10 protein-coding genes are annotated in these 15,334 nt (G+C 70.7%); 4 read left to right on the top strand and 6 right to left on the bottom strand.

Annotated features, from left to right (window positions below):
• Window positions 1-14 precede the first annotated feature (14 nt).
• Both NYZ98_RS10265 and NYZ98_RS10260 read right to left on the bottom strand, forming a co-directional pair.
• Window positions 15-236 (bottom strand): DUF397 domain-containing protein, encoded by a 222-nt coding sequence (locus tag NYZ98_RS10265; protein WP_262842349.1) that lies wholly within the window; start codon window positions 234-236, stop codon window positions 15-17.
• A complete protein-coding gene (locus NYZ98_RS10260) occupies window positions 233-1,099 on the bottom strand; it encodes a helix-turn-helix domain-containing protein (protein WP_262842348.1) in 867 nt (288 codons plus the stop codon). The genes NYZ98_RS10265 and NYZ98_RS10260 overlap by 4 nt, the downstream gene beginning before the upstream one ends.
• Window positions 1,100-1,376: 277 nt before the next feature.
• Here NYZ98_RS10260 and NYZ98_RS10255 point away from each other — a divergent pair, with 277 nt between their 5' ends.
• The gene (locus NYZ98_RS10255) at window positions 1,377-1,799 is read left to right on the top strand and encodes an ATP-binding protein (protein ID WP_262842396.1); all 423 of its coding nucleotides are present in this window, start codon (window positions 1,377-1,379) and stop codon (window positions 1,797-1,799) included.
• A 271-nt stretch (window positions 1,800-2,070) separates the two neighbouring features.
• A complete protein-coding gene (gene nadD, locus NYZ98_RS10250; RefSeq protein ID WP_262842347.1) occupies window positions 2,071-2,661 on the top strand; it encodes a nicotinate-nucleotide adenylyltransferase in 591 nt (196 codons plus the stop codon).
• Window positions 2,662-2,734: 73 nt separating this feature from the next.
• Here the strand turns inward: nadD and NYZ98_RS10245 are convergent, their stop codons facing one another.
• Window positions 2,735-3,628: an SIR2 family protein gene (locus tag NYZ98_RS10245; protein WP_262842346.1), complete on the bottom strand. Its 894-nt coding sequence runs from the start codon at window positions 3,626-3,628 to the stop codon at window positions 2,735-2,737.
• Window positions 3,625-7,158, bottom strand: a complete 3,534-nt coding sequence (locus NYZ98_RS10240) for an ADP-ribosylglycohydrolase family protein (RefSeq protein WP_262842345.1) — start codon at window positions 7,156-7,158, stop codon at window positions 3,625-3,627. Before NYZ98_RS10240 ends, NYZ98_RS10245 begins: the two co-directional genes overlap by 4 nt.
• Before the next feature lie 66 nt (window positions 7,159-7,224).
• Between NYZ98_RS10240 and NYZ98_RS10235 the strand changes: the two genes are divergently transcribed.
• The gene (locus tag NYZ98_RS10235; RefSeq protein ID WP_262842344.1) at window positions 7,225-8,337 is read left to right on the top strand and encodes a glycosyltransferase family 4 protein; all 1,113 of its coding nucleotides are present in this window, start codon (window positions 7,225-7,227) and stop codon (window positions 8,335-8,337) included.
• A 5-nt stretch (window positions 8,338-8,342) separates the two neighbouring features.
• On the opposite strand, the gene NYZ98_RS10230 is transcribed toward NYZ98_RS10235, so the two are convergent.
• Both NYZ98_RS10230 and NYZ98_RS10225 read right to left on the bottom strand, forming a co-directional pair.
• Entirely contained in the window at window positions 8,343-11,225 is a 2,883-nt protein-coding gene (locus NYZ98_RS10230; RefSeq protein ID WP_262842343.1) for a helix-turn-helix transcriptional regulator, read from the bottom strand.
• Between the two features lie 135 nt (window positions 11,226-11,360).
• Complete coding sequence (locus NYZ98_RS10225; RefSeq protein WP_262842342.1) at window positions 11,361-11,495, bottom strand: hypothetical protein; 135 nt, start codon at window positions 11,493-11,495, stop codon at window positions 11,361-11,363.
• Window positions 11,496-11,583: 88 nt separating this feature from the next.
• Between NYZ98_RS10225 and NYZ98_RS10220 the strand changes: the two genes are divergently transcribed.
• Window positions 11,584-15,195 carry a S8 family serine peptidase gene (locus tag NYZ98_RS10220; RefSeq protein WP_262842341.1) on the top strand — a complete coding sequence of 1,204 codons (3,612 nt, stop codon included), beginning with the start codon at window positions 11,584-11,586 and terminating at the stop codon, window positions 15,193-15,195.
• Window positions 15,196-15,334 lie beyond the last annotated feature (139 nt).

Raw genomic sequence — 15,334 nt, 5'->3', positions numbered from 1 at the left:
ACAACCCCCGTCCCCTAGGCCCAAGGGCTTAGCACAGCTTGACGGAAAGTAGCCCAGCCCAGGGCGCTGAACCTGAGGGGCTCGCGGTCCAGGTTTTTGGAGTCTCGTACGGCCTTGGCGCCGTTAGGGAGGTTGGCGATCTCGACGCAGTTGTGTTCGGCGCCGCTGGCGGAGGACTTCCGCCAGGTTGCGGCGGAGAGGTCGTACGCGTAGAGATGGGCGTTGGACCCGTTCATCTCTTGCTACCTTCTTCCAGCTTCGCGATGCGGGCGAGGGAGTCCTCAACTGATAGCGCAGAGGCGCGTATCCGTTCAACAGCTTTTGCGAAGGGCGTCGTGTCGTCGCCTTCAACGTAGGTCGCACCGCTGAGGTTCTCAAATAGCACGAGGTTTGGGATCGGTCTCGGGAAGGTGACGAGGCTGAAGCCGCCCAAGATGCCTGGATGCGCCGTCGAGTCCAGCGGCATGACCTGAACCGTCACAGTGGGCAGCTCAGCGGCGTCGAGCAGGCGGCGGAGCTGCTCGCGCATGATGGCGGGCCGTACGGCGAAGCGTTGATACAGGGCTGCTTCGTGGATGATCGCCCAGAGTTCCACTGCGTTGCCGGGACGGCTGAGGACGGACTGCCGTGCTTGACGCACCTCGACCAGCGCGGCGATCTCGTCTGGAGTACGGAAGTGCGTGATGCCGGCGATGTTCTCACGGGCGTAGGCCGCGGTCTGTAGCAAGCCGGGGATGAGCAGTGGTGACCACTCGCAGATGCGCTCGGCGTCGGATTCGAGAGCGATGTAGTCCGCATATGCGGACGAGACGACGCCGGTATACGTCTGCCACCACCCTTTCTTCCCCGCGTCCCGGGCCAGACTTTCCAGGGCGGCGAAGACCTCGGGGTCGGTCACGCCGTACGCCTTGAGCAGGGTGGCGACTTCTGCTGGGCGGATGGTTGCGGAGGCGTTCTCGATTTTGGACATCTTTGGGGCCTTCCAGCCCATTGCGGCGGCCGCTTCGTCCAGGGTGAGGGCGGCCTGGTTGCGAAGGTGTTTCAGCGTCGAGCCGAGGCGGCGGCGTCGGACCGTCGGAACCACTGGCGCGTTGGGCATGGGGGCAGTCTGGCACTCCACCCCCAGGTGAGACTGGCCTCTTCCACGAATAGTGAGACCGAGTTGGGTCGAAACCTTGCGCCCAATCTTGGAAAGCCTTCATCATCTACGGGAAGTCGCCGTCACTTTGGGTAGTCAATTAGATGCCCTAGGTGTCCCAAACTGGTGATTCGCGGAAAAACGTACCTAGTACAGGAGGGCCACTGTGACGGGTGAGCAGGCGAGGGCTGCCTTGGGGTTTTACTTGGCTGCGAGGCCGGGTGGGTTCGTGGTGCACATGAATGTGTGTGAGGAGAACCTGCGGGCGGTTCGGGAGGTGACGCTCGCGCGGCTGGTTGCCGCCGGGGTCGATGGTGAGGTGGCGGAGTCGGCTCGGCTGGTGGCTTCTGAGTTGATCGGGAACGCTGTGCGGGCCTGTGGTGACTGGGCGCCGGTCGTCGTCGAGGTGGAGCAGGACAGCAAGGGGGTCTGGGTCAAGGTCCATGACCCGAATCCGGCCCGCCTGCCCGTCCGCTCAAGTACGGCTCCCGACGACGACCAGGCCGAGTCCGGGCGCGGCCTGTGGTTGCTCGACGCTCTCGCCCCCGGCTGGGACGTCGCCCTCACTCCCATCGGTAAGCAGGTCCGCTGTCACCTCCCCGCACCGGACGCCGTACGGGTCAGCATCTTCAGCGGAGATCTCGGAGGGACGGAACGGTGATGCATGTACGTGGGCTTCCGCCGCGGTCGGCGCTGATCACACCTCCAGTGGCAGATGACCGGCTGACCGCTTTCGTCCGTCGAGGCCCGTGGGGGCATCTGTGGGCCGAGGACCCAGCGATCCAGGGCGCAGCAGACTGGCGAGTCGACTCGCTTATCGAACTCTCCGCGCTTGTCGCCCGAGTGGGCTGATTGCTCTTTCGCGAGTACGCCGAGCGGTAGCGTTACGGAGCGGAGCGGACAGGTCCCTCGTTGAGTACTGATACTGGGCCATGGCTGTCCGGTTGGGCATTATGGGGGGCACGTTCGACCCCATTCATAATGTGCATTTGTTGAAGGCCAGTGAGGCTGCTTATCGGCTTGGGCTGGATGAGGTGCTCTTTGTGCCGGCTGGGAGGCCTTGGCAGAAGGATCTGCTCAGGGTTTCGGGGGCGGAGGAGCGGTATGTGATGACGCGGCTCGCTGTCGCGGCTGATCCACGGTTCTCGGTGAGCCGGATGGAGGTGGATCGGGCCGGGCCTACGTACGCGGTTGACACGCTTCGCGAGCTGCGGCGGTTGCATGGGCCGTGCGTTCAGTTGTTCTTCATCGCGGGGGCTGACGTGCTGGCGTCGATTGCCACGTGGCGGGAGGCGCGTTCGCTTGGCGAGTTGGCGCATTTCGTGTTCTGTTCGCGGCCGGGGTATGAGCTGGGCGGCTCCAGCCTGCTGGGGCGTGAGCGGGTGACGCTGCTTCATGTTCCGGTGTGGGAGATCTCCTCTACGGTGATCCGGCAGCGGGTCAGCCGTGTCCAGTCGATTCGCTATCTGGTGCCCGACCCGGTGGTGGATTACATCACGGAGCGCGGCCTGTACCGAGAATAAGCGCACTGAATGTCACGGCTTGTACAGAGCAGGAGCGCGCTGGATATGGCAGCCCATGTCGAGCGGGAGCGGGCTAGATGTCGCGGTCTGGGTCGAGGAGGAGGGTGCTGAGAGTTGTCAGGCCTTCGTCTGAGCTGGTCACGGGGGCGACCATGGGATGGCGGGCCGCGAAGGTGCTTTGGGCGGCGGCGGAGGGTGGGCCGCATTGGAGCCACCAGATCTGGCCTCGGGTGGCTCGGCGTAGGGCGCGGCGTAAGGGGACGTCCCAGCTCGCCGACCAGCCGCAGACCAGGAGGTCGAATTCGGCGAACAACCGGTCGAGCAGGTCGTCGATCACACCGTGGTAGATGTGGTCGCCGAGGGCGGTGTGCCGGATACCGATGTCGCGGTAGTCACCGTGCAGTTTGAGCACGACCACCTTGTGAACGGTCTGGGCCGACTGATCATCGATCCGTTCCGGACCGTCGGGGGGTGGGCGCAGGTTATTGAGGATTCGGGTCAGGGTGTTGAGGTCGTAGGCGAGTTCGAAGGGGAGGGCCTGTTCGCGTAGGGCCTTTTCCAGGAGGCGGTCGAGGTTGGTCGTGAGGATGGGGCCGACCAGGCCGGCGGCGGTCATGCGGGCGATCGCTCGGTGGGCGGGAGTGGGTGCGGGTTGGTCGAAGATGGCTTCGGGGAGGGCGTCGGTGCCGTCTCCGACCATGCCGAAGTAGTCGGGGAAGCCGCCGACCGAGCGGAGGTACCAGGCGACCGGGTCGGAGCCGGGGTCCTCGCCGCGCTGCCGGGCCACGCTCTCCAGCAGGTCCTGCCCGGTCGGCACGCCTGCGGACTGCGACACCCCGGCCCCGGCGAGCACCGCGATCGGCCGGGCGGCCGATCGGATTCCGGTGGCGATCTTCTCGGCTCCGGTGGCGATCTTCTCGGCTCCGGTGGCGATCTTCTCGGCTCCGGTGGCGATCTTCTTGGTCACTGTTTGTAGTGGTCGGCGCGGAGGCGGTGGAGGCGGGTGGTGAGGGGGGTGGGGAGGGTGAAGTCGACGATGGGGAGCCAGGGGAGGTCGTCTAGGTCGGTGGGGGTCATGGCGCCGCGGATGCCGCCGACGAGGGCGGCGACGGTGTCGGTGTCGCCGCCGAGGAGGACGGATTGGCGGAGGGCGGAGCCGAGGTCGGTGGTCGTGCGGAGGATGTGGACGACGGCGGCGACCGTGCCCAGGGCGTCGAGGGTGATGCCGTCGGGGGGTGGGGTCCAGGTGCCGGCGAGGGCGGCGCGGACGACGGTGGGTTCCGCGTAGCGGCCGGCGACCCAGTCGGCCTCGGTGAGCGCGGCGGCGAGGACGGAGTCGAGGCCGACGCCCTCGATCGCCCAGGCGGCCATCGCGGCGACGATGCAGGCCGCAGCGATCGCCTCGGGGGCGCGGTGGGTGCCGATCGCCAGCGTCTCCACGAGGTGGCGCCGCAGGTCGTCGTCGGTGGCGGGTGTGGTCCAGCCGACGGGGAGCATGCGCATCGCCGCACCGTTGGTGGCCCGTTCGCCGGGGGTCGGCTCGGGAAGGGCGCCGGTCTCGCGGAAGCGGTCCAGGGCGCGGCGGGTGGTCGGCCCGATGCCTCGGATCTCGTCCTCGGCGGCGGCGAGCCGGGCCAGGAACGCTTCGGCGGTCGGGTGGCCGTCGGTGTCGGACAGGAGCTCGCAGACCAGGAGCATCTGGGCGGTGTCATCGGAGGTCGAGCCGCGCGGCCAGCCCCACGCGGGTGCGGGGAGCTCGCCGATGCGGTCGGCGTCGATCGACTCCGGGCCCGAGCCCTCCCAGGGGACGCCGAACGCGTCGCCCGCCGCGAACGCCGTCATGGCGCGCCCGATGCGTTCGGCCGAGGGGGGCCGGACCTCCGGACAGCGTGCGTACAGGCTGCCGAAGCCCTCCTTCTCGATCTCCCTGCGGGCCCGGTCGGTCAACTCCAGCCAGGCGCGCTCGTCACCGCGGGCCCGATGCACCCTGGCCTGGGTGATCCAGGCGTGCACGACGTCGTAGGGGATGTCGGCGGCCTCGAATTCGGCGAGCGCCTCGGCGGCCAGCCGGTCGGCGTCGTCGAACCGCCCGTCCAGCGTCGCCGCCTCGGCGCGGCCCCGGGTCACCTTGGCGTACAGCAGGCGTTCCCCGAGGTCGCGGGCGAACACGGCGGATTCGACGAAGCGCGCTTCCGCTTCGGCGGCGTCGCCCATCTGCAGGGCGGCGAGCCCCAGCCCGTTGAGGCCGTGGGCGACGCCCCGGACGTCGGCTATCTCGCGGCGGATGCGCAGTGCCTCGGCCTGGCCGCGCAGCGCGTCGGCGGCCCTGCCCTCCGCTTCGGCGATGACGGCCTCCTCGTGTCGCAGCCCGGCCTCGGCCTGCCGGTCGCGGTCGGCCTCGGGGACGGCGTCCAGCCGCCGGGCGGCCAGCGCGAGTTGCTCCTTGGCCGCCTCGATGTCCCCGGAGAAGAACTCGATGGACGCCAGGCGCGAGTGCCACAGGACGGCGGTGTTCCCGTCCCCGTCGACGCCGAAGATCGCGAGTCCTTCGCGGCACAGCCGCTTGCCGTCGTCGAACCGGCCGAGGAAGAGCATCATGTTGGCCGAGAACATCAGGTACGGCAGCCGGGCGGCGCCGTCCTCGCCGGCCGCGAGCGCCTGGTCGGCGTGCCGTTTCGCGGCCTCGAAGTCGCCCCGGACGAAGGCCAGCTCACCCTTCAGCAGGTGGGTGTGGGCGGCGTCCCCGGGGAGCGCGCGCAGCCGTTCCTCGGCCTCCTCCCAGCGGCCGAGCGCGATCTCGGCCCGTGCCACCTGGTAGTCGCAGGCCTCCGCGACCTCGGGGGAGGGCATGTCGAGGTCGCCGAGCACGCTCAGCAGCGATCTGCACAGGTCGAACCGGCTGAGGGCCAGCACCCGGTCCATCTCGGCGAGCCAGAGCGTCACCCCCGCCGCCGGGTCGAGCTGGGCGCGATGGTAGATGTGCTCTATCCGCCGGGTGAACTCGTCTGGTCGCGGCACGGCACCATAGTAAGCAGCGAGCACCTCGTGAGCCTGGAGGACGACCTCGGGCGCGATGTTGGCGATGGCGCGGCGCAGTAACTGGTGCAGGGCGAATCGCTGTTCTCCGGCGATAGGGGTCACGAAGGAGAACGCGGTCAGCCGCCGGAACACCGCCATCGTCGCCGGGAAGTCCATCTGCGCGCCCAGGTGGAAGAACAGGTCGCTGTCGAACGACCTGGCGGCGGAGACGGCCGCCACGGCCTCCTCCAGGTCGTCGTTGATCCGCGACAGCAGCCGGGCCGCCAGCGCGCGCTCCCTGTCCCGCAGTTCGGGGTCGGCGGGGAAGTCGGCGGTCTGAAGGTTCCGGCCGCGCTCGGCGGCGGTGAGCACCACGTCGGTGGACAGGCCGAGCAGCAGGGGATGGACCAGGCCGGCCTCGTCGGATGCGTAGGAGACGAGCGCATCTTGGAGCTCGGGGTCGGTCACCCCCGCCTCCTCCAGGTACACCCGGGCGAACCGGTCGGGCAGCGCCCCCAGCGCGTCGATCTTGACGTACCGCTCGGGGATCGGCTCGGTGAGCGCCCGCGACCAGGTGGGCGCGGCCCGGCCCGCCACCACCGCCATGGCCCCGTCGGCGAGCGGCAGGTTGCCGAGCAGTGACCTGATCCAGCGCGGGCCGCCGACGTTGCCGAACCGCGACCGGCTGCCCTCTCCCGCCACCGCTTCGTAGGTGTCGAAGAGCAGGACGATGCGGTGCGGGGTGCGGCGGCCGGTCAGCACCGCGCGCAGGTCCTCGCAGAAGAGCCGGGGCAGGGCCTCCATGAGATCGGGTTCCGGGGCGAGGGCGAGCACCTCGGCCACCACCTCAGGTGGCACCCTGCGGCGCAGCTTGCGCTGTTCCATGAGGTTGTCGAGCCTGCCGTTGAACCACTCGAACAGGGCCGTGCCCACCTGGACGACGGGAACCTGCAGGAACGCGTCGGCGACGCCGGCGGCCGACAGCAGTTCCGACCGGGGAAAGAGCTCGTTGACCAGCGCCCGGACGTCCGCGCCCGAGCGGTGCAGGTACGCGACGGCCGCGAAGTCGAACCGGGGCGTCCGGACACCGGCCTCCGCCAGTTGCCGTTTGAGCATGAACAACGCGCTGAGCGGCTCCTGCGGACGGTTCACCCCGGACGGCTGGGCGCCGAAGTCCAGGAGCGCCACCGGCACCTTCTCCGCGCCAGGGGCACGGCTCAGCGCGTCGACGAAGAATTCATCCGGATAGCCGTGGATCTCCTCCCAATGCTCGCGGGGAATGCGGTAGACGCACCGCCTTTGGAGGGTACGGAGCAGTGCGCTTTTCCCGTTGCCCCCCACACCCACATAAACCTGGACGACCTGCTGCGCCGGATCGTTGTTGAGGCGCTCGGCGAACTCCCGGCACGGCGTGTGCCGATCGACGAAGAGCCGCGCCCCGGCCGGTCGATTCTGGTTCAGATCATCAAAGATCGACATTAGGGATCCGATCGGCTTACTGTTCCGTCACCCCTGACAACGGAAATCTCCCATAGGAGGTGCCGATTGAGAATCCTTTTTATCGCCACTTATCTTCATCCGGCCGACGCCGGGCCCACCGGGGTGAGCGGCGCGTTGGGGTACAGCGTCACGTGTGCCGACGCGCTGGTCGCGGGCCTGCGCGGGCTCGGCCTCCAGGTGGACGTCATCCAGTCGGACGCGCGGCGGCTCACCGTCTGGACCGGGGAGATCCTCGCGGCCGTCGAGGCGGCGGTGCGCGTGAACCACTACGACGTGGCGCTCGCCTTCCACGCCCTGTGGCCGTTCACCGCGGACCTGCGGTGGGTGCTCGACGACACCGCCGCACTGCCCCTGGTCACCTACACGCACGGCAGCCACTGGGACGAGACGGACCTTTTCCGGTTCGAGCATTATCCGAAACTGCGCTGGGCCGACCTGGGGAACCTGATGGCGGCGGACCGCGTCCTGGTGGTCAGCGAGTACATGCGGAACACGATTCTCGGCAACGTGTTCTCGGTGAGCGAGAAGGCGGCCGGCGAGCTGACCGGGAGAATACGCGCGGTGGGCCTGCCCATCGATCTCGAAAGGATCGACGCGGCCCGGCGGCCACGCGCGGGAAACGGCGTGACCATCGTGTTCAACCACGCGCCGAACACCGCGAAACAGCCAGGGGTGTTCCTCGACGTGGCGGCGGAGATCCTCGAACGCACCGCCGCCCGCTTCCTGGTGACCAGGCACTTCCCCGATCGGTCCTCCTGGGCGGGGCGGCTGCGGGACATGGCCGAGGCGTTTCCCGGCCGCGTCGTCCGCGGCGAGGATCTGCCGATCGACGACTACTACGCGGCCCTGTGGCAGAGTCACGTCCAGATCAGCACGGCCACGCATGAGAGCCTCGGCGTGGCGACGCTGGAGGCGATGGCCACCGGCAACCACTGCCTCCTGCCCCGGATCGGCTCCTATCCCGAGGTCTGCGGCGACGACCCCGACGTGCTGTACGAGGACGTGCCCGAGCTGCGGGAACGCCTCCTGGTCCTGGCGTCCACCGGCCCGGACGCCGGGGTCGTCGCCCGTCACCGCGCCTCGGCCCGGTCCCGCTACTCCCCCGCCAGGGTCGCCGCCGCCGTCCACACCGTCCTCGGCGAGGTGGCCGGCGAATAACGGGGTCAGTGGTTAAGGAGTTCCCGGAGGTCCTTGCGGGAGAGGTAGCCGAGTTTGCGGAGGGCGCTGGAGATGTGGCTTTCGACCGTGCGTCTGGACAGGTACAGGACGGCGGCGATCTCCTGGTTGGTCTTGCCCGCCGCCGCCAGTAGTGCCACCTCGCGTTCCCGCGAGGACAGCGTCTGGCCGTGGGACGGGCGTCCGCCCCGCCAGGGGTACGGGATGGGGACGCTGTTCTGTCGCATTATCTGGCAGACGCGGGCGATGTCGCGGTCCGCGCCGATCTCGCCGTACGTGCGCAATGCGCTCTCCAGCAGGAGCGCTCCGCTGTCCGGTTCACGGTCGGTCGTTCCACCCACAGTCGTTCCGCCGCCGATGGTTCCGTGCTCGCAGCGCCAGCGGCCCAGGCGTTCGCAGGTCAGGGCCTCCTCGTAGCGCAGGCCGGCGTCCCGCAGGATGGTACGTGCAGCGTCGAGCGACCGGTCACCGGCCTCAGGCGAGGTGCTCCGGGTCAGGATGGCCTGGGCGGTCAGCAGGGCGGCCTGGGCGATGGGGGCGTCGGCGCCGGTGATGCCCGCGGCCAGTTCGGCCACCAGGTCGGCCGCCTCGCGCGCGCGGCCGAGGACGTCCAGGGCGTCGACGAGGCACAGCACGGTCTCGGCGCCCCACACCCAGTTGCCCTTGGCGCGCACCTGGGTCAGCGCGGCGGTGGCGTGCCCGGCCGCGCCGGCGGCGTCGTTCAGGGAGAGCAGCAGCCGGGACAGCGCCGTCCGCGCGGGGATGAGCGGCCACACGGCGCCGACCCGTTCGGCGATCGAGATCACCTCGCTGAGGTGGGCCATCGCCTCCTCGGCGGGGCCGGTGGCCGCGAGGAGCGCGCCGTGCAGCAGCCGTGCGTCCAGGGTCGCGGCGGCGAAGGTGGCCGAGGCCCCTCCCAGGCGGCGGAGGCGGGGTGAGAGCCCGTCCCACCGTCCCGCGGCGTGGTCGGCGGCGGCGGTCACCAGCTCGACGACCTCCGCCACCCGCAGGTACTCGGCCTGGCCGGCCACCTGGCGTCCCTCGGCCAGCAGGGCCTCGGCCTGGTGGAGCCGTCCGATGTGCAGGGCGCCCTGGGCCCAGTTGAGGCAGGCGCGGGCGTGTTCGCGCGGCGCGGCGCGGAGCCGGTCGTCGCGCCGCAGCTCGGCGATCAGCCGCCAGCTCGCGGGATCGCCCTGTTCCAGCAGGAGCGAGGCCCGGGTGATGCGCACCGCGATGGCGACGTCGGGGTCGCCGCTGCGGCGGGCCACCTCCTCAGCGCGGTCGCAGTGCGCGGTGTGCTCGCTGATGTGCCGGTCCACGATGGTCTCGGGGGCGGCGAGGACGGAAAGCGCGCGGCCGAGGAGCGCCGGGCGGTCGCCGAGGTCGGGAAGGGCGCTCTCGATCCGCAGGTAGCCCGCCCGTGCCTCGCCCTGCTGGCGCAGCAGCCGGCCGAGGGCGAACCGCAGTTCCCCTCGCGGGTGGGCGGGGAGGGTTTCGGTGGCGAGCAGGCGTTCGAGGATGGGTACGGCCCGCGCGTGGGCGAGCCCGTCGACCGCCGTGCGGCCGAGCCGCAGGGCCAGTCGTACGCGCACGTCCTGGGACAGGTCGCCCGCCTCCAGTGCCTGGAGCAGGAAACGCGCCGCCGTGGCGTCGTCGCCGTGCGACAGGGCGGTGTCGGCGGCGGCCTCCGCGTTGTCCACGAACTCGGCCGTGCGGCCGGCGTGCCGGAAGTGGTGGGCGAGCCTGGCCACCGGCCTGGGTCCCGGGCCGGATTCCAGGGCGCGGGCCGTCTTGAGGTGCAGCCACCGCCGGCCGGACACCGGCACCGACTCGTCCACGATCTGCCGCGCCAGCGCGTGGCGGAACCGGCATCGCCCGTCCTGCTCGTGCAGGAGGCCGGCGGCCTGGGCCTCGGCGAGGGCACCGGCGATCTCCGCGGCGCCGCGCCCGGTGACCTCCGCGAGGAGCCGGTCGTCGGGTGTCATGCCGATGACGGCGGCGGCCCCGAGGATCTCCCGCGCGGTGTCGTCGAGCGAGTTCAGGCGTTGCAGCACGACGTCGCGGAGCACGGTCGGCACGGCGAGGTCGGCCAGGACGTCGGGCCGTCCGGGGATCTCGTCGGCGGGCAGGCTGCCCAGCAGGGTGCGGAGCACCTCCTCCACCACGAACGGGATGCCACCCGTCTTCTCGTACAGAGGGGCGGCGAACGACCCGGGGAGCTCGGCCTTCAGGATGCCTTCGGCGAGCTGCTCGACCTCGGACCTGTTCAGCGGGGTGAGGCCCACCGACAGCGCCGGGCCGTGCGGGGCGCGGGCGAACGCCGCACGGATCGGCGGCAGCCCCACGGCCGAGCGCAGCGTGACGATCAGCGAGACGTCCTGCGGCTGGTGGGAGGCCAGGAAGGACAGGAAGTCGTGCGTGCCGCTGTCGGCCCAGTGCACGTCCTCAAGGACGAGCACCAGGGGGCTGAGGTGGTCGAGCAGGGCGACCGCGGCCCTGAACACCCGGTGCAGTTCCGCCCGCTGGTCGCGGAGCGCGGGCGGGGGCGGCGGGAGGTACTCGGCGATCTCGGGGAGCAGCGGGGCCAGCGCCCCCACCACGGGGTTGCGCGGCCGGGACGCGGCGAGCTCCCCGCCGGTCAGGCGCAGGGCGTCGAGCACGGGGGACAGCGGCAGGGGTTCCTGGAGCTGCTCACACTGGCCCACGAGCCTGCGGGTCCCGGCGAGCGGCCGGGTGGCGAGAAGCTCGCGCACCAGACGGCTCTTGCCGATGCCCGCCTCTCCTTCGACCAGGACCAGGGAGGGCGGGGAGGCGACGGCGGCGCGCATGAGCGCGAGCTCGGATCGGCGCCCGATGAGCGTGCCGGACAAGGAGCCTGAGTGGGCGACGCGGGCTGGGCCCAAGGACACCCGGCCACCCCCTCTCGATCACCACGAGCAGGTTACCGGACCACCCTTGGCGAACTTTGGCGAAATGGCGGCCCAAAAATCCGTATACGGTACGGATCACGGCTGATGCCCGCTCTCGTTAGCCTCGGCGATCGTCCGCTTGATCAGCGGCGATGCGCGGAGGGCAACGATGGACCTATCCAAATCCCCTGGCCATGCTCGCAGACGGTTGTCGGCGGCGATGGCGCTCACCGGGCTGATGCTGACCGTGACCGCCTGGCCCGGTGGCCCGGTCTCGGCCGAGGCCGCCCCGGATGAGCAGAAGATTTACATTGTGCAAATGGCGCAGGACCCCGTTGTGACCTACGAGGGGGACCAGGCCGGGCTGCCCACGACCAAGCCCAAGCGAGGCGAGAAGGTCGACCGCCGTTCCGCCGACGTGACCAGGTACGTGGCCCATCTCCGGAGCCGGCACGACGACGCGCTCAGGAAGGTGGGCGGCGGCAAGAAGCTGTACGAGTACGTGTATTCGTACGAGGGTTTCGCCGCCAAGCTGACCGCGCCCCAGGCCGCGGAGATGCGGGCCGACCCCGACGTCGTGGCGGTCACCGAGGACAAGAAGGTGTCGGTGTCGACGTCGTCGACGCCGTCCTTCCTCGGGCTCGACGCGCGCGGCGGCCTGTGGGATCAGCTCGGCGGCCCGACGGGCAAGCACGGCGCGGGCGAGGGGCTCGTCATCGGCGTCATCGACAGCGGGATCTGGCCGGACGCCAGGAGCTTCGCCGGCACCGACAGCAAGGGCAAGCCGTTCCCTCCGGTCCGTGGTTTCGACGGCGGGTGCGAGACGCCCGGCGACGACTCGTGGAAGAGCGGGCTGTGCAACGGGAAGCTGGTCGGGGCACGGCACTTCGACGCCGGGTGGGGCGGGGACGCGGCGCTGAAGGAGTTCCTGCCGTGGGAGTACCTGTCGCCGCGTGACTACAACGGGCACGGGACGCACGTGGCCTCGACGGCGGGCGGGAACTTCGACGTCCCGGTGACCGGACCGGCCGCGTCGTTCGGGAAGATCAGCGGCATCGCGCCGCGCGCCAGGATCGCCGCCTACAAGGCGCTCTGGTCGGTCGAGGACGCCTCAACGGCCAACGGGTACAACTCCGACCTGGTCGCGGCCATCGACCAGGCGGTGGCGGACGGCGTGGACGTCATCAACTACTCCGTGTCCGGGACGAGCACGGACTTCCTCGACCCGGTGGAGATGGCGTTCCTGTCGGCCGCGGAGGCCGGCGTGTTCGTCTCGGCGGCGGGCGGGAACGACGGTCCGGCCGCCTCGACGGTGGCGCACCCGTCTCCGTGGATCACCACGGTCGCGGCGGGGACGCACAACCGAGGCACCCAGGGGAAGGTGACGTTCGGTAACGGCGCCGTCTACACCGGTGTGTCGCTGGCCGCCGCGAAGGTGGGCCCCGCGCCCCTGGTCGACGCCACCGCCGCGGCGCTGCCCGGCGCCGACGCGACGCGCGTGGAGCAGTGTTACACCGCCAAGGACAACGGCGGCACACCGGTCCTGGACCCCGCCAAGGTGCGGGGCAAGATCGTCGTCTGCGACCGGGGCGTGACACCCCGGCTGAACAAGAGCGCCGCCGTCGCCGAGGCGGGCGGCGTCGGCGTGCTCCTGACCAACGTCGACGAGAACTCGCTCAACGCCGACCTGCACGTGGTGCCCACGGTGCATCTCGACGTCAAGGACCGGCAGGCCGTCAAGGACTACGCCGCCACCCCCGGCGCCACGGCGACCATCGACCAGGTGAAGATCAGCGACAACGTCCCCGCGCCCTATGTCGCCGCGTTCTCCTCGCGCGGCCCGCTGATGGCCGGCGGCGGCGACCTGCTGAAGCCCGACGTCGTCGCCCCGGGGCAGGACATCCTGGCGGCCGTGGCGCCGCCGGGCAACAACGGCAACGAGTTCAACTTCCTCAGCGGGACCTCGATGGCGGCCCCGCACGTCGCCGGGCTGGCCGCGCTGCTGAAGGACCTGCACCCTGACTGGTCGCCGATGGCCGTCAAGTCGGCGCTCATGACGACCGGCGCCGACGTCCTGGACGGCCCCGCCACCGACCCCAAGGTGATCTTCGCCAAGGGGGCCGGGCACGTCACCCCGAACAGCGCCGCCGACCCCGGCCTGACCTACGACAGCGGCATGAAGGACTGGATCGCCTTCCTGTGCGCGACGACCAAGGGGGTCAGGGCCGAGACCTGCGCGAAGCTGGCCAGGGCCGGGTACTCCCTGGACCCGAGCGACATGAACGTGCCGTCGATCTCGGTCGGGCGGCTGTCCGGCACCACCCAGAAGGTCACCCGCAGGGTGACCAACGTCGGCGACTCGACCGCGACGTACACGGCGTCCACGGACGGCCTGGCCGGGATCAAGACCAAGGTCGAGCCGAACAGGCTCACGCTGAGGCCGGGGCAGAGCAAGTCGTTCACGGTGACGTTCACGCGGACCACGGCGCCGACCAACGTCTACCAGGGCGGGCGGCTCACCTGGCGGGACCGCCACCACACCGTGACCGTCCCCGTCCTGGTGCGCCCGGTGCAGGAGACGTGGGCGGCCACCTACGGGGCCGCGGGCGGAAGCGACTCCGCCGAGCTCGTCGCCCTGGACCCCAAGGGCAAGCGGCTGTACGTGTCCGGCGTCAGCTTCGACCCCTCCCCCGGCCTGCTCAAGCCGCGGATGTCCACGGTCGCCTACGACCCGGCCACCGGGGTCGAGCTGTGGAGCAACGGGTACGCGAGCGACGGCGGCTATGACGAGGTCGCCGGGATGAAGGTGAGCCCGGACGGGTCCAAGGTCTTCATCACCGGCGTCAGCGCGGGGAAGGACACCGCCAACGACGCCGTCGTGATCGCCTACGACGCCGTCACCGGCAAGCAGCTCTGGGTCGCGCGGCACGACGCGGCCAAGCTCGCCGACTTCGCCAACGCCGTCGCGGTCAGCCCGGACGGGAAGACCGTCTACCTGACCGGCATGAGCACGCTCGCCGAAGGCGGCAAGGACGACTTCGTCACGGTCGCCTACGACGCCGGCACCGGCACGCCCACGTGGACGAAGTACTTCGACGGGCCGGGCGGCGGCACCGACGACGCGCGGGTGGTCGAGGTGAGCCCGGACGGGTCCAAGGTCTTCGTCACCGGACAGGGTTCGGGGCCGGAGGGCACGGGTCTCACCGACTGGGGCACCGTGGCCTACGACGCCCGTACGGGCGACCAGCTCTGGTCGGCCGACCACAACGGCACCGACAACGGGATCGACATCCCCACCCGCATGGCGGTCGCCGCGGACGGCAAGGTCGTGTTCGTCACCGGTGCCGACTCCAACAGCGGGACGCAGACCGACGTGGCGACGATCGCCTACGACACCGCCACAGGAAAGGAGCTGTGGACGGACACCTACGACGGCCCGGCGCACGACAGCGACAACCCGCACGACATCGTCCTCGCGCCCGACGGCCGCACGGTGTACGTCACCGGCAACACCACAGGGGAGGGGACGAAGTCGGACTACACCACGATCGCCTACGACACCGCCACCGGGCACCGGTCGTGGGTGCAGCGGTACAACGGCCAGGCGGGGACCGATGACCTCGCGTGGGACGTCGCCGTGACCCCGGACGGGAGCAAGGTCGTGGTCACCGGCGAGAGCACCGACGACGCGGCCGGCGCCGACTACGTGACGATCGCCTACGACGCCGCGAGCGGCGCGCAGACCTGGGTGGGGCACTACGACGGCCAGGTCGCCGCCCGGGACGCCGCCCACGCGATCGCGGTGGACGCGGTCCCCGGCGTCGGGGTCCGCCTCTTCGTGGCCGGGACCAGCGCCAGCGGGGGGACCCCGCCGGACTCCCTGGAGATGGACTTCGCGACGGTCGCCTACTTCGAACCCTGGAAGCGGTGACACCGGGTCACGACCCGTCCGCGCCCCCGGCCCTCACCTCGTGAGCGCCGGGGGCGCACCCGTCACGCGCTCGTCGCGCGCCCGTCGCGCGCCCGTCGCGCGCCCGTCGCGCGCTCGTCGCGCGCCCGTCGCGCGCCCG

Origin of the sequence: Sphaerisporangium corydalis, from assembly GCF_025506355.1 — a bacterium.
Classification (GTDB): Bacteria; Actinomycetota; Actinomycetes; order Streptosporangiales; family Streptosporangiaceae; genus Sphaerisporangium; species Sphaerisporangium corydalis.
This window is presented reverse-complemented; position numbering and strand designations above follow the sequence as displayed.

Coding starts and splice junctions, on each gene's coding strand:
- NYZ98_RS10265 (WP_262842349.1), bottom strand. CDS start 236: ATGAACGGGTCCAACGCCCATCTCTACGCGTACGACCTCTCCGCCGCA.
- NYZ98_RS10260 (WP_262842348.1), bottom strand. CDS start 1,099: ATGCCCAACGCGCCAGTGGTTCCGACGGTCCGACGCCGCCGCCTCGGC.
- NYZ98_RS10255 (WP_262842396.1), top strand. CDS start 1,377: ATGAATGTGTGTGAGGAGAACCTGCGGGCGGTTCGGGAGGTGACGCTC.
- nadD (WP_262842347.1), top strand. CDS start 2,071: ATGGCTGTCCGGTTGGGCATTATGGGGGGCACGTTCGACCCCATTCAT.
- NYZ98_RS10240 (WP_262842345.1), bottom strand. CDS start 7,158: ATGTCGATCTTTGATGATCTGAACCAGAATCGACCGGCCGGGGCGCGG.
- NYZ98_RS10220 (WP_262842341.1), top strand. CDS start 11,584: ATGGCGCAGGACCCCGTTGTGACCTACGAGGGGGACCAGGCCGGGCTG.